The following is a 24,724-nucleotide window of genomic DNA, read 5'->3' as shown; positions in this document are numbered from 1 at the left end:
GGGTAGCGGCAGGCGAGCTGCAGACCCTCGTGCAGCCTGGTGATCCAGACGCACACCTGGTCGCCGTACGAGACCCGCATCAACCCGTAGGTGCGCAGGTCGTTCCACCGGTCCGAACCCGGGACGCCACGTGCGTCCACATAGGAGACGATGGAGTACAGGTCCGGCGAGGTGGGCCGGAAGTCGGAGCCCAGGAGGCGCAGCACGCGGGTGATGGGCATCCGTGACAGCGATCGATTCCTGGCGAGCGCGGCGTGGGTCAGCTTCAGCGCGCTGTCGAAGTCCGTCGCCCGGGCCACCGGGATCTCGACCGGCGCGCCGCCCACGTACCAGCCCACCGAGTTCGACCACTGGGACTTCACCCTGGTGTGAAACGGCACGATGGTGCGGTAAACGTGCTGCCCGCCGATCTCGCGCACGGCGAGACCGGTCGCCGCGAGGATACCGATCAGGCTGCCGCCGTAGGGGCGCGAATAAGCCTCGAAGGCCGCCGCTTCGCCATCGTCCGCGATCATTTCCTGCATGAGTTTCTGGGCCGGCAGCGGGGCTCCGGGGTCGAGTCCGAGATCGACGGGGAAGCTCGGCAGCTTTCCGTCGCATCGGGCGATGAAGTCCCGCCATCGGTCAACGATTTCGTGGGTCTCGTCGAGCTTGTCGGCGTTCGCGCGCTCGATCGCGCAGAAGTCGATGTAGCTGGCGATCGGTTCCGGATCCATGGTTCGGCCGGCGAGGCCGGCGTAGTAGAGGCTGTGTATCTCGGCGGGGATTCGGGTGATCGAGTAGGCGTCGACGTTGCTGTGGTCGAAGGCCACGTAGACACTCGTGCTCGCGTACCGCACGACCGCGGCGTAGATGAAGTTCGGCCAGGTGAGCGCGTTCGCCGCGACGTCGAAGCGATCCTGAAGGTAGGCGGTCAACCTCGCCGGGTCGGCGATGGTCCCGAGGTCCTCGCGGTGGAGTTCCACGGCGTCGACGCCCAGCGTGAAGCGGCGCAATTCGTCCTCGATCCAGCGGAATCCGCTGCGCAACGTCTCGTGCCGGCGCGTCCAGGTGCGCAATGCGTGGTGCAGGATTTCGAGATCGACTTTCCCCGGAATGTCGAATACCGCGCCGAGCCAGGTCGGCACGAACAGGCCGCCCCGGTGCACCGACCGCGCCGTGCGGATATGAGATTCCTGCACGTATGCCGGCGGGCGGAGATCTTCCGGCATACCGGTCGCGGCGCGGGCGGCGGCCGGGTGGAGTGTCCATTCCACGAGGCGCCCGGGCCGGACCTCGCAATGCTGAAGGTCGGTAATTCGCAAGGTATCTCCGCAACGCGTCTTCAGGGGGTCGATTAGTCCGGAATATGCTAACCGTCGCTGCGGCCGCGGGCCGTAGACGCGCTTGCCGGCCAGCCTCGAACCACATTGGACTTCCCGATCTATACTCTCGGTGTATACACTCAGAGGATAGCGCCACCACGGTGCTGTCCGAGAAACCCAGGGAGAACCCATGACGATCGCGGCGTTCGGCCGGAACCGATTGACCCGCCGGAGCATGCTCGGCGCGGCGCTGGCGGCGGGGATCGTGGTGCCGATCGGTGTCCCGGGCCGGGCGGGGGCGGCTCCGGCCACCCCGGGCCCGGCGCAGCTCACGCTGCCCAGGCCGACCGGGCCGTACCCGGTGGGCACGGTGTCGTTGCACCTGGTCGACGGTTCCCGGCCGGATCCGGTGGCCGGCCCGGGGCACTTCCGCGAGTTGATGGCCAGCGTCTGGTATCCCGCCCGGGACGTCGGGCGGCATCCGCGGGCTCGGTGGATGCCCGCCGGTGCCCTGCGGGCGCTGCTCACCTCCGCGGGTTTCGCGGCCGACGCCGCGCTGGCGCCGCTCACGGCCGGCCACGAAGGCGCCCCGGTGCGGCGCACGGCCGAACGGCTGCCCGTCATCGTGTTCTCGCACGGCGCGCACGACCACCGGGCCGACACCACCGTCGTGGTTCAGGAACTGGCCAGCCACGGCTACGTGGTGGTCACGGTGGATCACACGTACGACGCGTTCAGCGAGTTCCCCGACGGCCGGCTCACCGTCCCGCTCGACAACCTCGTCCTGACGCCCTGGGACTTCGCCCGGGATGCCCGGTTCGTCCTTGACCGCATCGAGGACCTCGCCGCCGGGCGCAATCCAGACGCCGGGGGTCGGCCACTGCCGGTCGGCCTGGGTGGCGCCCTCGACCCGCACCGCATCGGCATGTTCGGCTGGTCGAAGGGCGCGACGGCGACCGCCCTGGTGATGGGCGAGGACCAGCGGGTCCGGGCCGGGCTGAGCCTGGACGGCCCGATGCAGTCGCGACCGCCGATCACCGCCGACCTGGACCGGCCGTTCATGCTGATGACCGCGGTGCTCACCCGGGCCGCGGAGCCCAGCGTCGCCGAGTTCTGGTCACACCTGACCGGATGGCGGCGCGACCTTCAGGCCGCCGGCGCGCTCCACTCGTCGTACGGCGATGTCCAGGTGCTGGTGCCGCAGCTGGCGAAGGCGATCGGGATGAGCGACGAGGACCTTCGGGGCTGGATCGGCACCCTCGACCCGGCCCGGGCGGTGCGGATCCAGCAGGCGTACCCGCTCGCGTTCTTCGATCTGCACCTGCGCGGGCGGCGCGGGCACCTGCTCGACCGCCCGAGCCCGGCCTTCCCCGAGGTGACGTTCATTCCATGAGGCGAAGGACCGCGGCGGCCGTGACACCGCTCATCTCTTGAGACGGACGAGGGCGATAGGTGACCGGTTGGGGTAGTCTTCGCCATCAGGTCGAGGGGCGCTGCGACGGGCTGGACCCGCCACGCTCGGCCTGCTTCACATCGACAAGGGCGCCTCCGACTACGGAGGTGGCTGGTTGAGCGCGTCGTCAAGCCGAGGCACTACCGCATCGTCGCTGCGACAGTCGCTCGCCGAGCGCGTCATGGTGCTGGACGGCGCCTGGGGAACGATGCTGCAAGGCGCGTCGCTCACGCCGGCGGACTACCGTGGCGACCTGATCGTCGACCACCCGCAGGACGTCACCGGCGACCCGGACCTGCTCAACCTGACCCGGCCGGACGTCATCCTGGACGTGCACCGGCAATATCTGGCCGCCGGCGCCGACATCACCACCACCAACACCTTCACGGCCACGAGCATCGGCCAGGCGGACTACGGCCTCGAGTCCCTGGTTCGTGAGATGAACGTGCAGGGTGCGCGGCTGGCCCGGCAGGCGGCGGACGAATTCGGCGGGCGGTACGTGGCCGGCTCGATCGGACCGCTGAACGTGACGCTGTCGCTGTCGCCCCGGGTCGACGAGCCGGCGTACCGCGCCGTTGACTTCGATCAGGTGCGCGCGGCGTACGCGGAGCAGATCTCGGCCCTGGCCGAGGGCGGTGTCGACCTGTTGCTGATCGAGACGATCTTCGACACGCTGAACGCGAAGGCGGCGATCGCCGCGGCCCGCGAGGTCGCGCCCCAGCTGCCGCTCTGGATCTCCGTCACGATCGTGGACCTCAGCGGCCGGACCCTGTCCGGGCAGACCGTGGAGGCCTTCTGGCGCTCGATCGAGCGGGCCGAACCGCTGATCGTCGGCGTGAACTGCGCGCTGGGCGCGACGGAGGCGCGCCCGCACGTCGCGGAGCTCGCCAAGATCGCCAACACGTTCGTGGCCTGTCACCCCAACGCCGGCCTGCCGAACGCGTTCGGCGGCTACGACGAGACGCCGGAGCAGACCGCCGGGCTGGTCGGCGAGTTCGCCGCGGCCGGCCTGGTCAACATCGTCGGCGGTTGCTGCGGCACCTCGCCGGCCCACATCGCGAAGATCGCCGCCGCGGTCGGCGGGGTGACGCCGCGGGTGATCGCTCCCCCGGCCGAGACCACCCGGTTCAGCGGGCTGGAGGCGTTCGCGATCGGCCCGGACACCGGGTTCGTGATGATCGGTGAGCGCACGAACGTCACCGGCTCGGCGAAGTTCCGCCGGCTGGTCGAGTCGGACAACTACCAGGGCGCGGTCGACGTGGCTCTGGAGCAGGTCCGCGGCGGCGCGAACCTGCTGGACGTGAACATGGACGCCGACCTGCTCGACAGCGAGCAGGCGATGACGACCTTCCTCAACCTGATCGCCACCGAACCGGAGGTCGCCCGGATCCCGGTGATGATCGACAGCTCGAAGTGGACGGTCCTCGAGGCCGGGCTCAAGTGCGTGCAGGGCAAGGGCGTGGTCAACTCGATCAGCCTCAAGGAGGGCGAGGAGCCGTTCCTGGCCCAGGCCCGCCGGATCCGCGACTACGGCGCCGGCGTGGTCGTGATGGCCTTCGACGAGCAGGGCCAGGCCGACACGACCGAGCGCAAGGTGTCGATCTGCGGCCGGGCGTACGACCTGCTGGTCACCGAGGCCGGCTTCGCGCCGGACGACATCATCTTCGACCCGAACGTCCTCGCGGTCGCCACCGGCATCGCCGAGCACAACGGGTACGCGAAGGCCTTCATCGACGCCCTCCCGTTGATCAAGGCGCGCTGCCCGGGCGCCCGTACCAGTGGCGGCATCTCGAATCTGTCGTTCTCCTTCCGGGGCAACGACGTGGTGCGCGAGGCCATGCACTCGGCGTTCCTGCTGCACGCGGTCCGCGCCGGGCTCGACATGGGCATCGTCAACGCCGGCCAGCTGGCCGTGTACGCGGACATCCCGGCCGACCTGCTGGAACTGGTCGAGGACGTGATCTTCGACCGGCGTCCCGACGCCACCGACCGGCTGGTCACCTTCGCCTCCACGGTCACCGGCTCCGGCACCAAGCGCGAGATCGACCTGTCCTGGCGCGAGGCGCCGGTCGGTGAGCGGCTGTCGTACGCGCTGGTGCACGGCATCGTCGACTTCATCGAGGAGGACACCGAGGAGGCCCGTCAGGGGCTGGCCCGGCCGCTCGAGGTGATCGAGGGCCCGCTGATGGACGGGATGAAGATCGTCGGCGACCTGTTCGGCGCCGGCAAGATGTTCCTGCCGCAGGTGGTCAAGAGCGCCCGGGTGATGAAGCGCTCGGTCGCCTACCTCGAGCCGTTCATGGAGGCCGAGAAGGAGCAGGCCCGCCTGGAGGGCCGGGTCGACCCGGGCCGCGGTCAGGGCAAGGTCGTGCTCGCCACCGTCAAGGGCGACGTGCACGACATCGGCAAGAACATCGTCGGCGTGGTCCTGGGCTGCAACAACTACGAGGTCATCGACCTGGGCGTGATGGTACCGGCCGCGCGGATCCTGGACACGGCCGTCGCCGAGGGCGCCGACGCGGTCGGGCTCTCCGGGCTGATCACACCGTCGCTGGACGAGATGGTCGCCGTGGCCGCCGAGATGCAGCGCCGCGGCCTGAAACTGCCGTTGCTGATCGGCGGGGCGACGACCTCAAAGCAGCACACCGCGGTACGCGTCGCGCCCGCGTACGACCGCACCACCGTGCACGTGCTCGACGCGTCCCGGGTCGTCGGCGTGGTCTCCGACCTGCTCGACGACGGCCGCGCCGAGAAGCTGGACGCGGCCAACCGCATCGAGCAGGAACGCCTCCGCGAGGCGCACGCCAACCGGCGCTCGCAGCCGATGCTCACCGTCGCGCAGGCCCGGGCCAACCGCGAGGTGGTCGACTTCAGCGACCTGCCCACCCCGGCGTTCACCGGCCTGCGGACGGTCGAGCCGAGCCTGTCCGCGCTGCGCGAGATGATCGACTGGCAGTTCCTGTTCCTGGCCTGGGAGCTCAAGGGCAAGTTCCCGGCGATCCTGGACCAGCCCGTCGCCCGCGAACTCTACGACGACGCGAACACCCTGCTCGACGAGATCATCGCGAACGAGTCGTTCCAGGCCAGCGGCGTCTACGGCTACTGGCCCGCGCACTCCGAGGGCGACGACATCGTCCTGCGGAACGGGACGCGCTTCCCGATGCTGCGCCAGCAGACGGTCAAGCCTGAGGGCCGCGACAACCGCTGCCTGGCCGACTACGTGGCCCCGGAAGGCGATCACCTGGGCGGCTTCGCGGTCACGATCCACGGCGCCGAAACCCTGGCCGCGCACTACGAGAGCCAGCAGGACGACTACCGCGCGATCATGGTCAAGGCGCTCGCCGACCGCCTCGCCGAGGCGTTCGCCGAATACATCCACCTGCAGGCCCGGCGCGACTGGTTCGAGCCGGACGCCCAGCCGGACCTCGCCGATCTGCACGCGGAACGCTTCCGCGGCATCCGGCCGGCGCTCGGCTACCCCGCCAGCCCGGACCACAGCGAGAAGCAGGAGCTCTTCGACCTGCTGGAGGCGGCGAAGCTCGGCCTGGGCCTGACGGAGTCGTTCGCGATGACGCCGGCCGCCAGCGTCAGCGGCCTGATCTTCGCCCACCCGGCGGCCAAATACTTCACGGTGGGCCGCATCGCCAAGGACCAGATCGAGGACTACGCGGCCCGCCGCGGCATGAGCGTCGCCGACGTCGAGCGGTGGCTACGGCCGAACCTCGCCTACGAACCCTCCTGACTCAGCACGCGGGCGAGACCGGAGGACCCGTTGGGGCCTCGCCCCCGCTATGGGCGCCGTCGCTTTGCTCCGCTCTGCTTCCCCATAGGAAGCACTGGATGGGAACGTCCGGGTTCTGCCTTCGGTCAAGCCGGCATTGACGTTCTGCCTTCGGTCAAGCCGGCATTGACGTTCTGCCTTCGGTCAAGCCGGCATTGACCGAAGGGTCCGTAACGCGAACGGCGTTTCCGATGGGGAAGCAGAGCAAAGCAGCGTTGAAGGCATGGGTCGGTCCCAGGGCGACGAGCGCCGGCGGCGATGCCCGGCGATCGAAGCGGCGTCATTCCTTGGGCCACTCGAACCCGATCTCCGGGGCGAGCCGGAGCGCATCGGCGGCGAGTTCGAGCCGGCCCCTGGCGGCCTGCTGAAACGCGAGCGCGCCGACCCGGAACCTGCGCTCGGGGGCGTCTGGATGCTCCGCTGATGCGCGCCTCATCCGATTGGTGGTCTGGGACAGCAGGATGCGCCAGACCTGGTCGACGAAGTCGAGCATCCGGGGATCGGCAGTGGCCGGCATCGAGTAGGCCCAGCGACCGTGGTGCAAGACACCCGGGCCGCGGACCAGGCTCCGCAGCCACTGCACGACCTCCGCCTCCGGACCGTCGACCCGCCCGTTGGCCCGGCGGCGGCCCTGGAGCACCGGGTACAACTCACGATTCCAGAATCCCGCGATCGACCCGCATTCCAGCACGCTGCCCCGGACGGGGGGCGTGACGGGATCCACCCATCGACTCTCGTCAAGAAAGGCGACTTCCGGGAACTCCCGCCGGATCGCCTCGCACAGCGCCACCTCGTCCTCGGGCAGGAGGAACAGCTCGGTGGCCCGCTCGCTGGAGATCGCGGTCATGCCACTCATCATGCTCCTCCCGCCCGGTTTCCCCGCTATCGAGCCTTGGGCACGGTAATCACCGGTCCTTGGCCCCATTTCCCGATAGCGGCCGCGTTGTCGAGCTCGCGCGTTGTCAGTAGCCCGTCGGCTCCTACGTCCGCGGTCTGGGCGAAGACGTTCGACCCGTCGGGCTTCTGGAACGTCAGGTCGGGGAACTTGTAGTCACCCTCCGGTCCGTATACGGCCTTTTGCGGCTTGGTGCCACCCGCGACGTGCTTCCAGTCCGGATTGAGGTCCATGAGTTCGTTCTGGAGGTCGACGTCTTGCTGACGAGTCGCCGGCTTGCCGAGTCTCCCACCCTCGTTGCGGACGATGCGCGGCTTCTCGCCCTCGGCGCATTGGCACTTCTTGGAATGTGGCTGGCCGCTGGGCGCCGTCCGGGTACCGCCGCAGTTGTGGACCAGGACCGGCGAGTCCCCGGCAAGCACGTAGTAGGTGTGGATCTCATCGACCGTCAGGTTGTACACCTGCGCCAGGCCGGATGACGCGGTGGTAGCCGTGATCCGAGCCGTCCTGCTGTCTCCGGTCAGCAGGGATCCGCCGACCGGTAGGTCCGCCGCGTCGACGAACCGGCCGAGTTCGGAGACCCAGAACGGGTGGCCGGCGGTCGCCGTCACCGTGCGGACCGAGCCGCCGGATTCGATCGCGATGTCGATCAGGTCCTTGACGCCCTGGCCGATGATCGCCGCGGTTACCCTCTTCTTCACCGTCTTGCCGGTTTCCGGGTCGGTGGCCAGCACGAGATCGCCGACCTCGACCTGCTCGATCGGCTTGCGGGAGCCGTCCGCCATCAGGACCAGCGTTCCCGGGGCGAAGCTGTTCGTCAGGCAGTCGGCGCCCTTGGTGGCCGCGGTCGATCCCGCCTCGTCCGCCTGGGACTTGGCCCCGCTCTTGACCACCGTGGACGCGTCGCCGGCCTGGTTCGAGAGCTTGGCCGTGTCACCGACCTTGTCCGCCGTGCGGACTCCGTCGGCCAGTTTGTCGACGCCGCGGACCGCCTTGACCACCGTGCCCGCCGCGCTGGGGATCGGGGTGAAGAAGGTCGCCGTGTCCAGGGCCACGCCGGCCGCGTCCACGACCGCCGCGCCGTAGTTGCCCTCGCGGACGTTCTGCACGAAGCTGACGACGCCGCTGCCGATGCTGAGCAGCTGGAACGGGCTGGGCAGCGCGCCGCCGGGGTCGGTGTACTTCAGCGGGTTCTGGTAGCCGAAGGCGTACGAGTTGAGGTTGTCCGGGTTGAACACCCCGCCCTGCGGCCCGCCGCCCAGGTAGCCCTCGGCCAGCGGATCCGGGCTCTGCCAGGCACCGGTACGCGGGTCGTAGTAGCGCGAGCCGAAGTAGTAGAGCCCGGTCTCCTTGTCGAGTTCCTTGCCCGCGAACCGGTATTCCGGGTCGGGGTCGTAGTGCTTCGACTCGCTGACCCAGCCCTCGCCACCCGGGAAGTACTCGTGGTGCTGGGCCAGTTTGCCGTCGGCGTCGGTGACGTCCGTGCTGCTGCCGATGTGGTTGACGTGGAAGAAGAACTGGTCCTTCTCGTACGGCGCCGGGTCCTTGTGATCGCCCGTGCGGACCACCTTGGACGCTATCCGGTTGGTGCCGACGAAGACGTGCTTGGTGCCCTTCTCCCCGTTGCGCAGGGTGAAGTACTGGTTGACGTACGCGGTCTCGCTGCCGTCCTCGTCCTTGACCACGCGGGTGCCGGAGGCGTCGTACTTGTATTCGCTGTCATCGTCGTCGTCGATGCTGCGGATCTGGTTTTCCTCGTCCCAGTCCAGGTCGCGGTCGCCGCGCTTGGTCTGGTTGCCGTTCAGGTCGTAGCCGTACGAGGTGTCGCCGATCTTGTTGGCCGCGTGCGGCTGCCGGCCCTCGTAGTGGTAGACCCAGTCGTAGCTGGTCTTGTCCTGCCGCTCGCGGTCGCCGGAGTCGGTCTTGACGAACTCGTGGCGCTGCCACTTGCCGACGATGTTGTCGATCGAGTCGTAGTTCAGGATGACCTGGTACTCGTCGGTCTTCGCCGGGTCCGCCACGTAGCTGCCGTTGGCCTCCAGCAGGCGGTGCTGGTCGTCGTACCGGAAGGCCTGGTAGGTCGGCCCGGTCGCGATGCTGTCGGCGGTGCGCGGGCGCACCGCGACGTCGTTGACGATCGACTTGACGTTGCCGACCGGGTCGTAGCCGTAGCTCAGGTTCTGGAACTGGCCCTGGACGCCGGTCGCCGCCAGGGTGGCCAGCCGGCGGTCCTCGGCGCCGTACGTGTACTCGGTGCGCGTCCCGTTGCCGGCCTCCTGCAGCACCCGCTGGTCGAACTTGTCGTACTCCAGCCGGTTCACGTACGCGTACGTGTGCCCGGTCTTCGACCCGGAGGCCGCCCGCACCTGGCCGCCGGAGTCGTAGGCGTAGGTCAGCTTCTCGCCGTCCGGGTAGGTCAGGTCCTGCAACCGGCCGAAGGTGTCGTAGAGGTAGCGGGTCGTGTAGGACTTCCGGACCGACGACGTGTCGACGACCAGGGAGAAGTCGTCGTCGTGGGCGCCCACCGTGCGGGTCTCGCGGACCTTCTCGCCGAGCCGGCCGTAGCCGAACTCCTGCTGTCCGGCGCCGTCCAGGATGGTGGTCACCCGGCCGGCCGTGTTCTCCGGGGCGCCCGGCAGGCCGTACTTGTAGGTGATGTTGTTCTTGCTGTTGATCGGGTAGGTGATGCGCTCGAGCCGGTTGAAGTCGTACGTGTAGGTGATCTTCTTGTTCTTGTCCCGCAGGTTCGCGGTGACCTTGGCGACCACGTTCGAGGCGGTGTCGTACACGTTGTCGGTGCGCCCGCCGTCCGGGGTGGTGGTGCTGATCCGGCGGCCGGCCAGGTCGTATTCCGTCTTGCTCAGGTTGTCCTTGTCGTCGCGGACCTCGACGAGCTGGTTCAGCGGGTCGTAGGCGTAGCTGGTCCAGATCGTGGACGGCAGCCCGGACGGCGCGACGTGCGGCTCCTGCACGCCGGTGACCAGGTCCCGGACGTTGTGGAAGGTGCGCTTCTCGGAGCCGCCCGCGTCGACGGTGACCGTGCGGAACTGGGTGACCCCGGCCCGGTCCGCCCCGAAGCCGAACGCGGTCCGGGTGACGCTGCCGTCCGGCAGGGTGATCCGGGTGCCGCGGTCCAGCACGTCGTAGCTGATCCGGGTCGGCTGCTCGGCGTCGACGTCGGCGTTGAACACGCCGGGCGTGCCGACCGGCTCGGTCACCGGGTAGGAGGTGGCGACCGTGCGGCCGAGGAAGTCGACCTCGGCCCGGCCGGAGACCGTCATCGTGTCCTGCGGCGCCGAGTCCGGGCCGGTGTATACCGACGCGTCCTTCTTGGTCTGGATGCTGCGGCCCAGGCCGTCGGTGAACGTGACCGTGTCGATGGTGTCGGTGGCGCTGCGGAACTTGTCCAGGTGCCGGGTCAGCGCCCAGGGCACGTCCGCCTCGGGGTGGTACTCGAAGCGGATGGTCGGCGTGTCGCCGCCCTGCTCGTACGGGGCGACGACTGAGGTGGCCCGGCCGAACTCGTCGTACGCGGTGTCGGTGATGTTGCCGTTGGTGTCGACCGACCGCTGCACGGCGCCGAACCGCAGGTCGTACGCGCTGGAGGAGTACAGCCCGAAGCTGTCCAGCACCCGGGTGACATAGGTCTGCACCTCGGTGTCGTACTCGTAGGTCAGCTTGTACCGCTGTCCCTTGGCGTTCTTCGGCCCGGTGACCGTGCGCAGCAGCCCGGTCGGGAAGTACTCCAGGTCGGTGACCGCGACCGCGTCCGCGCCGCTCGCCGCCAGCGTCTCGCGCACCTGCGTGACGTCGCCGGAGGCGCAGTCCACGTCGGCCGCCCGCCGGCGCAGCTCCTTGCCGGCCCGGCCGGGGGCGGTCACCGCGATGCTGGTCCCGGCGCCGACCACGTACGAGCCGAGGCAGTTCGCGTAGCCGTACGTCGTCTCGGTGTCGTCCAGTGTGCCGGCGTCACCGGCGTCGAACGCCTTGGCGACGTTGCCGAGCGCGTCGTACGCCGTCGTGCTGAACGTGCTCTTCGCCGCGGTCGTGCCGCCCTCGTAGAACCGCCGGTCGGTGCGCACCGGCTCGGGGAACACGGTCGCGGTCAGGCTGCGGGGATCGGTGACCTCGGCGCCGGTGGCCACGTCGCGCAGCCGGTAGCTGTGCACGGTCTCGGTGAACTTGCGCCCGGCGGCGTCCGCCGTGGTCCGGCGGGAGATCAGCCCGGCCGTGTAGACGCTGTCGGTGCGGTACTCGGTGGTGATGGTCCGGTAGACGGCGTTCGACCGGGCCGGGTCGCGGTGCTGCTCGACGACCTTGGCGTGGCCCAGGAACGTGCGCTCCCGGCGGTCGAGGACGCCGCCCTCGTAGGCGTACGTGGTGCGCCGGGTGTCCGCGCCGTCGCCGCGGTGCCCGTCGAAGACGTCCACCTGGGACAGCACCCACTGCGAGTCGGGAGCGTCCACTGTGTTGCCCGACCGGCGGTAGTCGAGGGTGATCGTGGCGCCGAGCGGGCGCTGCACCGACTTGAGCAGGTTGGTGCGGCCGGTCTTGTTCAGCGCCACCCGCATGCTGCTGTCGCGGGTGCTGGCGACGTGGTCGGCGTACCCGTCGCCGTCGACGTCGCGCAGCGAGGCCTCCTCGCGGGCCATGTTCCGGCTGGTGTCCGCGCCCGGGTTGATGATGATGTAGCAGGCGAACAGGCAGAGCGGCCCGATCGGGATGGTGAAGTAGACGCCGGCGCCCAGGCCGGTGCTGCCCGAGCAGATCCGGGCCTTGTCCCAGTCGATGTCGGAGACGCCCAGCCGGGTGTCGTCGGCGCACACGCCGCTGAGCGCGCCGCCCCAGGCGACGTCCGGGGCGAAGCCGTTGCCGGTGTTGAAGCCCACCCGCAGTTGGGCGCCGCCCGGGCGGACCCGGTCCAGCAGGCCGTCGCCGTTGAGGTCGAGCAGGGTCTGGCTGGTCTGCGACTTGTCCTTGCTCAGCGAGAGGCCGCCGGCGAAGTCGTAGATGCCGCGGTTGAAGCCGAGCGAGGCGCCGATCGAGCCGTTCTCGCTGCCGCCCGCGTTGAGGGCGGCGTCGCCCCACGGCTCGGCCGGCGCGAAGCCGTAACCGAGGTTGAGCGCCACGGTCAGCTTGCCGCCGCCGGACGAGACCCGGTCGGGCAGGCCGTCGCCGTTGACGTCGATCAGGTCGGTGGCCGGGGTGGAGTCGCCGGCGCCGAGCCCGCCGTTGAGACCGAGCGGGGTCATCTGGGTGCCGGTGCCGTTGCTGCGCCGGCTGCCCTGCCCGGTGTCGACGTCGCCGGAGGAGTTGGCGAAGAACGCGGCCGGGCTGCCGCCGACACCCACGTTCAGCGCGGATGCCTTGCCCTGCCGGGGCTTGCCCAGGCCGTCCACCGGCCGGGCGGCGCTCTCCAGCCCGCCGCCGGGCGTCGTGTACTGCACCTTGCCGCCGCTGACGACGTCCGGGTAGCGGTCGCCGTTGAGATCCAGGAACTCGGTGTCGCCGGAGGTGTCGCCCTTGGACACCGAACCGGAGAGGAACGACGCGCCGCCGCCGACCGCGGTCTGGCTCGCGCTGCTGCGCCGGGTCACGGCCCGGCTCGCCGCCGCCACCGCCGCCGGCTCGGCGTCCGGCCCGATGGGGTCCGGGCCGAAGCGGGAGCTGCTCACCGTTCCGGCGCGCACCCAGCCCTCGTCATCCGTCCCGCGCCACGAGTCCTGCTCGGGGAAGGGCAGGAACGGGTGGGCGGGCGCGGTCAACGGGTCGAAAGTGGACTCCTCGTTGAAGGGCTTCGCCAGCTCGGCCTCGGCGATCGGGGCGGTCGCCCGGTCGCCCTGGCCGTTGTATCCGGCGTACGCCCAGCCGCGGTACGGCGTGGCGAAGATGCCGGGAACCGCGGCGGCGTGCAGGGTGGCCGGGGCGAGCACCGGCTCGTCCTCCGGTGCGCCGGCCGGGCGCACCTCGACCCGCGGCTCGGACAGCCGCTTGGCGAGCGCCGGGTCGGCCACCGAGAAGTCCAGGTACAGCTCGTCGTCCGCGGTGACTTCCAGGTCGAACGACGCGTCGCCGCCGACCGGCACGGTGTGCTTGGCGACCAGTTCGCCGCGGCGCTTGACGGTGAAGATCACCGAGCCGCCGTCGCCCTCGGCGGTGAGCCGCGGGGTCAGGCGTACGGTGCCGGTCTGCGGCACGCGCCACGGCTGCTGCGGGCCGCTGGCGGCGACCGGGGCGTACATGTCGATGTCGAACGGCGGGTGCAACTGGACCAGCGGGTCGCCGTTCTCGTCGTTCACCTCGGGCAGTTCCGGGGAGGCGACGTAGGCGATGCGCGGCCGCCACCGCACGGCGGTCACGTCGATCGGCGAGTCCACCCGTACCCGTAGCTCGATCTTGTCTTCCTTGGCGACCGCCAGGTCGCGGCCGACGTCGACCGTGCCGGTGACGGCGGCCGCGATCCGCTCGCTGGCGACCGTCTCGCCGTTCTTGATCACCAGCACGGTGACGTCGTCGGTGGTGGCCACCGACTTGGTCAGCGCCCCGGAGAGCCGCACGGTGCCGTTGAGCGGCGCGAGGACGTGCGAGCCGCGCCGGCCGGCGAGCACGAAGTCCTCGGACGCGCGGTAGCGGTACACGTCCAGGCCGTTCACGTCGGGCGCCGGCGCCGCGTCCAGATACCCGACCTGCGGGTCCCAGGCGACCTGGTCGAACGCGCCGTCGTCGACCGAGCCGACGCGGAAGTAGAGGTGGTCGCCGCCACGCACGGCGATCGACCCCACGTTCTCCGGGGTACGCGGCGCGTAGTCGGCACCCTCGATGCGCGCCGACCACAGCTCGGTGCCGCCGTGCTGCACCGCCACGCGTACGCCGTCCGCCGCGTGCCCGGCACGCGCCGGGCTGTCGTCGCGGACCAGGTTGACGTCGCCGGTGATCGCGACCCGCCCGTCGAACGGCGCGGTCCACCGGCGCACGGTGTCGACCAGCGGGAACTCCTGCTCGGGATCCGGGGCCGGCGGCGGGACCGGGTCGGCGACGCCGTCCTCGATCGGCACCGGGGTGCCCGAACTGTCCGTGCCGAAGGTGGGCACGCCGTCGGTGCCCAGCCGGTTGAACCGGACCACGCCGTTGTCCACCAGGTCGGGCAGGCCGTCCGCGTTGACGTCGGCGAAGTACGTGGAGCTGCTGGTGTCGGTCCGGGACTTGTTCACGAACGCGTTGCCGACCAGGTACTGCTCCGCGCCGGCCGACTTGGTGCTGGTGCGCTCGCGGGACAACGCGGGCAGGGTGGGCACCCGGGTGGCGGTGGCGGCGAAGTCGGTCGAGCCGTCCGGGCCCGAGGTGTTCAGCCGGAACGAGACGGCGTCGCCCTTCTTGAACACCTTGTCCGGCAGGCCGTCGCCGTTCAGGTCGATCATGGTGAGCACACCCTCGGCGTCGCCCGAGGTGAAGCCGACCTTCGCGCCGGCCGAGCCCTGCTTCTGGCCCACGGACGGGTTGAAGCCGGCGTACGCGTGCCCGCCCGTGCTCGACGTACGGGTGCCGCCCAGGGCGCTGGCCTGGCCCCGGCCGAGCAGGCTGACGCTGACGTCGTCGTCGCCGGTCTGCCAGGTGCCGGCCGCGGCGAAACCGGCATAGCCGCCGGCGTCGTCACGCACGTCGTCGTGGTAGCCGAAGCGGTTGGTGTGGAACGCGGTGCCGTCGCTGCCGAACTGGGTCACCTCGGCCAGCAGCGACTTGCCGAACGCGCCCCGGGTGTACGTCAGGTCGTAGCGCCGGACCTGCTGCTCGCCGCGCCGCACCTCGACCCGGCTGAGCAGGTCGGCGGTGACCATCTTGAACCCGCCGCGGGCGCTGATCTCCACATCCGGGCGGCGCTGCCAACCGGGCAGCTCACGGTCGCGGACGAAGGTCACCGTGTACGCGCCGGGCTGGTCGCCGAAACCGGTGTAGTTGATGGACTTCGGGTAGATCTGCACGCCCGGCACGGTCCCGCCGGCCACGCCCGGGTCGGACACGGTGGCGTACGAGTAGGTGATGGTGTTGCCGTTGAGGTCGCGGACCTCGCGCACCGGCCAGCGGAAGATGTTGCCCGCGCCGTCGGCCAGGCGCGCCTCCGGCGTGCCGCCGAAGATGCTCCGGGTGCCGTCCTTGGCCGTGACCTCCCACCAGTACGTGGCCGGGCTGTCGCCGTGGCGCACGATCCGGCTGAAGTCGCCCTCGGTGCGGGTGTGGAACACCTTCTCCGCAGTCCGCGCCGGTTGCTCGCCGCGGTGCGCGACCGGCGTCAGCTCGGAGCCGTTGAGCAGGTAGGTCTCGGTCTCCTTGGCGGCCCCGTAGCGCGGCACGCCCCAGCGGGTCTCCACCGAGACGGCCGGCAGCGCCAGGTCCCAGCCCGTGCCGACCCAGCCGCCGGGCTGGCCGGACGAGTAGCCGAGGGCGAGCTGCGGTGCCATCTCGGCGCGGCCCGGCGGCACCTCCAGCGGATAGCTGACCCGCGCGGCGCCGTCGCTGCTCACCGTCGGCGGCTCGATCAGGTTGATCGCGGCCGACGGGTCGGCGGTGCTGATGTTCTTGATGCTGGTCGGGTCGTTGCTGGCCGTCTCGGGGTGGTCCGGCACCGTGACGGTGGCCGCGATCATGTCGGTGAAGTGGTCGGTGGTGCTGCGCACGGTCGCCGAGGCGGTGTCCACTTCGGTGCCCGGCAGCGCCGTCCAGACCTTCGCCTTCTCGTCGAAGAAGAAGACCCGCACGTCCTTGTGGGTCTGGCCGGGCGGGATCAGGGCCGGATCGTACGGCAGACTGACCTCGAGATCACCGGCGAACGTGGCGTGCGGGAGGAACCGGTACCCCCGGCGCGGACCGGCGGTCACGTTGGTCATCCCGGAGTCCAGCTCGGGCAGGTCGCCGGCGCACAGCGACCGCGCCTGGATGGCGGTGCGCGCTTTCACCGAGSCCGGGGCGAAGGCCAGCCCCGCGTCGTCGTGCGAGAGCAGCAGATGCTTCCGCGGCTCGGCCACCGCGCTCGCGGCGGCCGGCAGGTCCGCCGCCGCGCACAGCGGCTGGGCGGCAGCGGCGGCGAGGATGGTGCGCCGCGGGTCCTGGGTGAACGGCCCGGTCGGTGTGCCGAGGCCGGCCGGCGCCTGGTCCCGCCCGGTGCCGCCGACCGCGCCGGCCTGCACGGCCAGGGCGAGCATCAGCAGCAGGACGACGGCGATCAGGACCGGGCGACGGGACTGGATGCGGGACATGACGTCCTCCCCGAGGGCCCGCCGGACTCGGTGGCCGAGGATGCCGCCGGCGGCCATCGTCCACGTTAGAGCGAGGCACTACCGCAGACATAGAAAACAAACGATGTCTTCCGATGTCGGGCATCCGACTCTATCGATGCTTGACTTTCGCGGGCGAGGCCGTCGCCGCCGAGCCGGGTGTCCAGGCCGTCCGACCGGTCGCGGGCCCGGTCCGCGCGGAACTACTCCTTCCGGTAGCAGTGCCAGAGGTTGTCGACGCGATCCGCCCACAGCTTCATGTCGTTGTGCTGCCCGACGCAGACGGCCGAGACATCCACCGGCATGCGGCACTGCCAGGTCTTGCCGACAAGTTCCGCGCGGACTCGGTTGTCGATGGCTTCGCCGGGACCCGGATACACCTTCCCGCAGTAGCCGGTCATGTCCTTGATACCACCCAGAGACGCGTCACTGGACGCATCCATGCGCTTGTAACAGAGGCCGGTCTTGGGGTTGGCCGGATCCTTCAGCTTGAACATCACCGCGTCGTTGTATTCACGCTTACAGGCGGCAAGCAGGTCGATATTCTCGTGGCAGGTCACGCTCGCGCCGGCTTCGTCGAATATTTCGAAAGAACGGTCGTCGCAGAAGCCTTGAAGGTCGACGCCTCCGATGGGATCGCGTCTTGGCCCGTCGCCCATAAAGCCGCAGCCTGACATGCCGGCGAGGGAGAGCGTGAGAACAACGCCGGCGAGAAATCTGCCCGCGGTGTCGCGCCTGGAATGCTTCGAATTCACTCGACTGCCTTCTGCTGTCGCCGCCGGCGGAGGCCCGCGGCTGATCCGGCGGCCAGGTTGGCACAGCGCATCCCGGCGACGCAATGCGCATTGCCGTCCCGATCGGGTCCACCGCGGTCGCAGCTGAGCTGAAAGGGGAATCTTCCGTCCTCCCGGGCCGGAAGTCACCCGATCGCCCGACCCCCATTCGGATCGAACAAGAAACGCGCTCTCATCGACGGATCCGCGGCACCGAACGATAACCCACGGCTCAACCGGCGTTTCGATCTTTCGCATTGTTCCGCACCGATGATCGGGGCGATCGTGGTCCCAGGCGAACGCCGCCTCCCGTCCTCCGAGGAGCAGACCACTCATGAATGACCTGAATATCCTGCGTTCCGTCGTCCGTGGCCGGGTCTGGCTGCCCGGCGACCCCGGCTTCGACGCCGCCCGCCGCCCGTGGAACCTGGCGATCGAGCAGCCGGCGGCGGCCGTGGTCGAGGCCGCCGACGCCGACGACATCGCCGCGCTCGTCCGGCACGCCCGCCGCACCGGGAGGGCCATCGCGACGCAACCCAGCGGCCACGGCGCGACCGGGCGCACCGACGACACGATCCTGCTGCGTACCGCACGGCTGCAGGCCCTGGAGGTCGATCCGGCGACCCGGCGTGCCCGCGTCGGCGCGGGCGTATCGTCCGGCCGGCTCCAGGCCGGCACCGCGCCGTACGGCCTGACCGGCCTTCCCGGCAGCTCCCCGGTGGTGAGCGTCGCCGGGGTCGCCCTCGGCGGCGGGCTGAGCTGGTTCGGCCGCGCCCACGGCTGGGTCGCCGACAGCGTCACCGCCTTCGACATCGTCGACAGCGAAGGCCGTCAGCGGCACATCACCGCCGGCACCGACCCCGACCTGTGCTGGGCGCTGCGCGGCGCGGGCGGCGACTTCGCCATCGTCACCGCCCTCGAACTGGCCCTGCACCCCGCCCCGAGCCTGTACGGCGGCCGGATGCTGTGGGCCGCCGAGCACGCCCCGGACGTCATGGACGCCTATCTGCGGATCACCAGCACCGCCCCACCCGAGCTGACGGTCTGGCTGGACCTGCTGCATTTTCCCGGCGCCGACCCGATGGTCGCCGTCGACGCCACCTATCTGGGCGCGGAGAGCGAGGCTCTGGTCCTGCTCGGCCCGCTGGACCGGCTGCCCGCTCCGCTGTCCGACGGCAGGCGCATGATGGCGGTCTCCGAGCTCGGCGGCATCACCGCGGAACCCACCGATCCCGGCCCGGGTCTGTCGCACGGCGAACTGCTGACCGACCTCGGCGACGCCGCGGTCAAGACCCTGCTGGCGGAGCCGATCGCCCCGCTGCTGAGCGTGCAGATCCGGCATCTTGGCGGCGGATTCACCCGGCCGTCCGACGGTCCGCACGGCCCGCTCACCGAGCCGTACGCCCTGTACCTGTTCGGTATCCCCACCGACCCGGCCACCGCCGAAGCTGTCACCGGCAAGCAGGCCGCGCTCGCCGCCGCGCTGCCCATCAGCGGCCGCAAGCCCTACACCTTCCTCAACCCCGGCGAGAGCGTGGCCGACGCCTTCACCCCGGCCGTGCTCGATCGCCTCCGCGACATCAAGCGGCACCACGATCCACACAACGTCTTCCGCAGCAACTTCCCGACCCACCGGTGAAGGCACGATGACCACCCTGGCCAACACCGGGAATGAGGCGAGCACGTCGGGTCGACCGTTAACCGGTGGCTAATCGAACGCTGCGGAAACTGGCGTTGTTCGCCCCGGCCCCGAGCCCGACGATCATCATCATGAACGTCATCAACGAATCGGTCCGGGTCCGGGGCCGCTGGCCGTACCGGGTGGCCGCGGCCGTGTGGACCATCATCGCCGCGGCGGCGCTGCTCGGCCTGGCCCTGCCGACGGCACCCGGCCCGCTGCTGCTCGGCCTCGCCATCAGCGCCTACTCGTTCAACCTGTACCTGCTCGTACCCGCTCTGCTCGGCGGCCTGCTGCTGTGGCGCGCCTGGCGCACCGGCCGGAGGCGGTGGTCCGGCGTGGCCGGGGCACTGACGATTCTGCTGGTTCTCGGCGCGGCGGTGCCCTCCGTGCTGCTGTGGCGCACCGCCGCGGCGAATGCCGTCGCCCTCTCCCTGCCCGCCTACTTCACCGGCCCCGACGGCGGCACCGCCGCGCCGTCGGCGACCGAGACCTACGCGACAGTGGACGGCGTCGCACTGAAGGTGGACGTCTGGCAGCCCGGAGGAACAGCAGGCCCACGGCCCGCCATGATCTACGTGTTCGGCGGTGGCTGGGTCAGCGGGGACCGCGCCCAGATGCCGGCCTACTTCCAGTGGCTCACCAGTCAGGGGCTCACCGTCTTCGCCGTGGACTACCGCCTTTCCACGGCCGGCGACCCCGGGTGGGAGAAGGCTCCCGGCGACGTCAAGTGCGCCGTCGGCTGGGTCCGCGCCAACGCCGCCCGGCACGGCGTCGACCCCGACCGCATCGTGCTCGGCGGCAACTCCGCCGGCGCCAACCTCGCCACGCTGGTCGCCTACACGGCTGGCGACGACGCCGTGCCGGCGAGCTGCGCCGTCGGCGACACCTCGGTGCGCGCGGTGGTGGAATTCTACGGGCCGACCGACCTGACCACCGCGCACCGCGACACGAAGAGCACCGACGCCCGGGGCATGATCGAAACCTATCTCGGCGGTACGCCCGGCGCGGTGCCCGACCGCTACCGGCGCAACTCGCCGGTCACCTACGTGCGGCCCGGCCTGCCGCCGACGCTCATCCTGCAGGGCGAACACGACAGCGTCGTCCCCGCCGGCCAGGCCACCGACCTCGCGGCCCGGCTCGACGCGGCAGGCGTACCGAACACCGTGCTCACGCTGCCGGCCACCGAACACTCCTTCGACGGCCTGTACGGCGGCTTCGCCACCCAGATCAGCCGGCCCGTGCTCACCCGCTTCCTGGACCAGCACGTGAAGTGACCCGCAACCGCCGCACGGGCGACCCGGCTGTGCGGCGGCGGGATGAACGCCCGGTCATCTCACGGGCAACAGCCTGGTAGACCTCCGACCGGGCGGGCCGGCCACCGGCGGATCCGGTGGCCGGCCCGCGCGTGTGCCGGCTGCCGGGCGGTCAGGCCGGCTCCGCGAACCGCAGCGGGAGTTCGTTCGGGCCGTGGATGCCGAACGCCGGCCGCCAGGTCACCTCGCCGGCGATGACCGGCGGGCCGAACCGGTGGGCGAGGACCGGCAGCGCCTCACCCAGCTCGGCATGGGCCAGCGCGGTGCCGAGGCAGTAGTGCGGCCCGGCACCGAACTGCAGCAGCGGAGCCGTACGCACAGCGGTGATGTCGAACGCGTCGCCGCCGGGATAAGCGCGCGGGTCCCGCTGGGCGGCCTGCACGGCCATGGTCAGGAACGTGCCCGCGGCGATGGGCATGCCGCGGAACTCGAAATCCTCGGCCGCGCGGCGGAACACGGTCGCCGCCGACGGCCGCCAGCGCATCGCCTCCCGGACGGCCTGCTCGGCCAGCTCCGGCCGGTCGCGCAGCAACGTCCACTGTGCGGGGTGCTCGGCGAAGGTGACCATCGTGTTGGAGAACTGGTGGCGGGTGTTGTCGTGCGCGCCGAACACCAGCGTGACCAGCAGATTGCGAAGCTCCTCCCGGGTGACCGTCCGCTCGGCCCGCCAGGCCGCGACCATGTCGGAGATCAGGTCGTCCGCCGGATGCTTGGCCTTGTCGTCGATCAGCGCCTCCACATAGCCGTCCAGGCCCGCGACCGCCCGCTCGACCCGCGCGGCCGCGTCGCCGCCCGCCGCGAGGCTGAAGACCATGCCGATGTCGCTGGTCCAGACGCTGAACGTGGCGTAGTCCTCGGCGGGCACACCGAGCAGTTCGCACATGACCGCCAGCGGCAGCCGGTTGGCGAACGCGTCGACGAACTCGGCCTGGCCGGCGGCCTCGATCTCGTCGGCCAGCTCCGCCGCCTTCGCCCGGATGAACGGCCGCAGCAGGTCGATGGTGCGGGGCGTGAACGCCCGGCCGACCAGGCCGCGCAGCCGGCGGTGGTCGGCACCGTCGTGGTTGACGATCATCGGCACCCACCAGTCGTGGATCGGCCCGGAGGTGATGCCGTTGCGCCGCAGATAGCCGTCGCCGCCGTGGTCCAGCCGGCGGTCGCGCAGCAGTTCCTGCGTCTCGGCGTAGCGCAGCACCAGCAGACCGAGCGGGCTGTCGGCGTACCAGTCAGCGGCCTGCGCGGCCAGCGCCTCCGGCGAGGTGAAGTCGAACGCCGGATCGACGACATCGAGGAAGGGCATGCGAAACCTCCCGGCACATTGACGAGTGTCGCCACCGAGTCTGCCGTACCGATAACCAAGAGCGGAATCCCGGCTACTCACCGTGTTCGCTCGGCCGAGTCAGGGAAAGTCCGGTGCCCGACCGTGTCGGGCCGCGTCCGCCGGAGGTCGATAGCATTCGATCCGGGGGTGGGATGAGCCGGATTCAGGTGCGGTTGCTCGGACCGGTCGATCTGGCCGTGGGTGGTGTGGCCCGCCGGGTGTCCGGGCTGCGCCGCAAGGCCCTGCTGGCGGTGCTCGCGCTGGACGCCGGCAGCGTGGTGGGCACCGACCGGCTGATCGACATCGTCTGGGACGGCACGCCGCCGTCGACCGCCTTGAACACGTTGCAACGGCACGTGTCCCGGCTGCGTGCCGACTTCGGCGCGCCGGGGGTGATCGCCGGGCGGTCCCACGGATACGCCCTGGAGCTGCCCGACGACGCCACCGACCTCGCCGTCGCCGAGCGGCTGATCAGCGAGGGCCGGCGGTCGCCGGATCCCGCCGACCGGGCGTCCCGGCTCCGCGGCGCCCTCGATCTGTGGCGAGGGCAGCCGCTCGCCGACGTCACCGGCCTGCGCTGGCTGGCCGAGCAGGCCGCGCATCTCGACCAGGTGGAGCTGGCGGCCCGGGAGGCGTTCACCGACGCCCGGCTGGCGCTGGGCGAGCACACGTCGCTCGTGCCGGAGCTGGAACGCCTGGCGTCCCGGCACCCGTACCGCGAGCAGATCCACAGCCAGCTCATCCTGGCTCTCTACCGCAGCGGCCGGCAGGCCGACGCGCTCGGCGCCTACCGCCGGCTGCGGGTCAGCCTGGCGGACGATCTGGGTGTGGTGCCGAGCCCGGCGCTGCGAAAGCTGGAGGCCGCCGTCCTGCGGCAGGACGCCGTCCTCGATCTGCCGGCGACGCCGGTCACCGTACGTCCGGCCGGCGGCGTCCCGGCCCAGCTGCCGGCGGCCGTGCCGGGGTTCACCGGTCGCCGCCGGCCTCTCAAGCAGCTCGACGCGCTGCTCACCGCCCCGGTGCGGGCCGGCAACCAGGCGATGGCGATCGCCACGCTGTGCGGCTCCCCCGGGGTGGGCAAGTCGGCCCTCGCCGTGCATTGGGCGCACCAGACGGCGGGGCTGTTCCCCGACGGGCAGCTCTACGTCAACCTGCGCGGGTTCGAGGCCGAGGGCCGGGCGGTGGAGCCGGCCACGGCGGTCCGCGGTTTCCTGGACGCGTTCGCCGTGCCCGCCCAGCGGATCCCCGCCGATCTGGACGCCCAGGCCGCGCTCTACCGCAGCGTGCTGGCCGGCAAACGGGTCCTCGTGCTGCTCGACAACGCACGCGACGCCGCCCAGGTCCGGCCGTTGCTGCCGGCCACGCCCGGCTGCCTGGTGCTGATCACCAGCCGGGATCAGCTCACCCCGCTGGTCGCGGCCGAGGGGGCGCGCCCGGTGCCGCTGGATGTGCTCAGCGTCGCGGAGGCCCGGGATCTGCTGACCGCCCGCCTCGGCGCGGAGCAGGCAGGCGCGGAGCCGGCCGCGGCCGACGAGATCATCGAGCGGTGCGCACGCCTGCCGCTCGCCCTGGCCGTGGTGGCCGCGCGGGCCGCCGTCCGCCCGGACGTGCCGCTCAGCGCGATCGCCGCGGAGCTGCATGAGTTCGCGGACAGCCTGGAGCCGTTCGACGGTGGCGACCCGGCCACCGACGTGCGTACGGTCTTCTCCTGGTCCTACCGCACCTTGAGCGTCGCGGCGGCCCGGCTGTTCCGGCTGTTGGGCCTGCACCCGGGGCCGGACATCTCGCGGGCCGCGGCGGCGAGCCTCGGCGGCTGCACCGCGGCGGCGGCACGGCCGTTGCTGGCCGAGCTGACCGGGGCGCATCTGCTGACCGAGCACCGGCCCGGCCGCTACACCTTCCACGACCTGCTCCGCGCGTACGCGAAGTCTCTGGTCGACGCGGCGGGGCGGGACGAGGCCCGGCGGCGGATGTTCGACCACTACCTGCACAGCGCCGACGCCGCCGCGCGGCAGATGGACGGCCACCGGCAGTCTGTCGTGGCGGAGGCCGCCCATCCCGGTGTCAGCCCGGAGCCGCCGGCCGACTACGGGCAGGCGCTCGACTGGTACACGGCGGAGCGGGCGGTGCTGCTGGCGGTGGCCGATGCGGCGGCCCGCACCGGCTTCCCCGGGCACAGTTGGCGGATCGCCTGGACGATGATGGACTTCCTCGACATCCACAGTTACTGGCATGACCTGATCGCCGTCCAAAGTGTCGCGCTCGGGGCCGCCCGCCGGCTGCGCGACGACGTCGGTCAGGCACACGCTCACTGGGGTCTCGCCCGCGCGTACGCGAAGCTGGACCGCCCGGACGACGCGACCGAGAATTTCGGGCACACCCTGCGTCTGTTCGACCATGCCGGCGACCGCACGGGTCAGGCACAGACGCTGCTCAACCTCGGCTGGGTGCTGGACCGGCAGGGCCGCTACGCGGAGGCGCTGGCGTACGCACGCCGGGCGATGACCCTGTACGAGGCCACGGCCGACCGGGCGGGGCAGGCCGACGGGCACAACACGATCGGCTGGTACCTGACCCACCTCGGCGAGCATCAGCAGGCGCTCGACCATTGCCGCCGCGCCGTCGCCCTGCACGAGGAGACCGGCGACCGGCACGGCGAGGCGCAGGCCTGGGACAGTCTGGGTCGCGTGCACGCCAACCTCGGCGAGCACGACCGGGCGGCCGATTGCTATCTGAAGTCGCTCGACCTGATCCGCGGGCTGCGCATCCGGTACGCCGAGACGATCGTGCTGTCCCATCTGGCCGACGCCCGGCGCGCCGCCGGCGACCGGGCCGGTTCCCGTGCGGCCTGGCGGCGCGCGCTGATCATCCTCGACGAGCTCGGGCACGCCGACGCTGAGACCGTCCGCGGCAAGCTTCTGGAGTAGGGCCGGC

10 protein-coding genes and 1 riboswitch are annotated in these 24,724 nt (G+C 71.1%); of the genes, 5 read left to right on the top strand and 5 right to left on the bottom strand.

The window, feature by feature from the left end:
- Positions 1–1,496: condensation domain-containing protein (locus DMB66_RS31685; protein WP_199752729.1), on the bottom strand; the 1,496-nt coding region annotated here is incomplete at its 3' end.
- Here DMB66_RS31685 and DMB66_RS31680 point away from each other — a divergent pair.
- Positions 1,495–2,697 (top strand): acetylhydrolase, encoded by a 1,203-nt coding sequence (locus DMB66_RS31680; RefSeq protein WP_125807784.1) that lies wholly within the window; start codon positions 1,495–1,497, stop codon positions 2,695–2,697. The two genes, DMB66_RS31685 and DMB66_RS31680, sit on opposite strands and share 2 nt — an antisense overlap.
- 86 nt (positions 2,698–2,783) lie before the next feature.
- Positions 2,784–2,859: riboswitch (S-adenosyl-L-homocysteine riboswitch) on the top strand.
- A gap of 13 nt (positions 2,860–2,872) precedes the next feature.
- Positions 2,873–6,499, top strand: coding sequence for a methionine synthase (metH, locus tag DMB66_RS31675; protein ID WP_255441051.1), 3,627 nt, complete (start codon positions 2,873–2,875; stop codon positions 6,497–6,499).
- Positions 6,500–6,818: 319 nt separating this feature from the next.
- Here the strand turns inward: metH and DMB66_RS31670 are convergent, their stop codons facing one another.
- The 3 genes from DMB66_RS31670 to DMB66_RS31660 all read right to left on the bottom strand — a co-directional run bounded on the left by DMB66_RS31670 (position 6,819) and on the right by DMB66_RS31660 (position 17,457).
- Complete coding sequence (locus DMB66_RS31670; RefSeq protein WP_125807783.1) at positions 6,819–7,385, bottom strand: hypothetical protein; 567 nt, start codon at positions 7,383–7,385, stop codon at positions 6,819–6,821.
- Between the two features lie 35 nt (positions 7,386–7,420).
- Positions 7,421–16,684, bottom strand: a complete 9,264-nt coding sequence (locus DMB66_RS31665) for a SpvB/TcaC N-terminal domain-containing protein (protein WP_158647433.1) — start codon at positions 16,682–16,684, stop codon at positions 7,421–7,423.
- A gap of 221 nt (positions 16,685–16,905) precedes the next feature.
- On the bottom strand, positions 16,906–17,457 hold the full coding sequence (locus DMB66_RS31660) for a hypothetical protein (protein ID WP_125807781.1): 552 nt from the start codon (positions 17,455–17,457) through the stop codon (positions 16,906–16,908).
- 352 nt (positions 17,458–17,809) lie between these two features.
- Here DMB66_RS31660 and DMB66_RS31655 point away from each other — a divergent pair, with 352 nt between their 5' ends.
- A complete protein-coding gene (locus tag DMB66_RS31655) occupies positions 17,810–19,114 on the top strand; it encodes an FAD-binding oxidoreductase (RefSeq protein WP_125807780.1) in 1,305 nt (434 codons plus the stop codon).
- A gap of 65 nt (positions 19,115–19,179) precedes the next feature.
- Positions 19,180–20,430 carry an alpha/beta hydrolase gene (locus DMB66_RS31650; protein ID WP_125807779.1) on the top strand — a complete coding sequence of 417 codons (1,251 nt, stop codon included), beginning with the start codon at positions 19,180–19,182 and terminating at the stop codon, positions 20,428–20,430.
- Positions 20,431–20,581: 151 nt separating this feature from the next.
- Here the strand turns inward: DMB66_RS31650 and DMB66_RS31645 are convergent, their stop codons facing one another.
- The gene (locus DMB66_RS31645) at positions 20,582–21,769 is read right to left on the bottom strand and encodes a cytochrome P450 (protein WP_125807778.1); all 1,188 of its coding nucleotides are present in this window, start codon (positions 21,767–21,769) and stop codon (positions 20,582–20,584) included.
- A 173-nt stretch (positions 21,770–21,942) separates the two neighbouring features.
- On the opposite strand from DMB66_RS31645, the gene DMB66_RS31640 reads away from it, so the two are divergent.
- On the top strand, positions 21,943–24,717 hold the full coding sequence (locus DMB66_RS31640) for a BTAD domain-containing putative transcriptional regulator (RefSeq protein ID WP_125807777.1): 2,775 nt from the start codon (positions 21,943–21,945) through the stop codon (positions 24,715–24,717).
- Positions 24,718–24,724: the final 7 nt, after the last annotated feature.

This window comes from Actinoplanes sp. ATCC 53533 (genome assembly GCF_003947245.1).
Note: the sequence above shows the minus strand (reverse complement) of the source record. Positions and strands in the feature narration are given on the sequence as shown.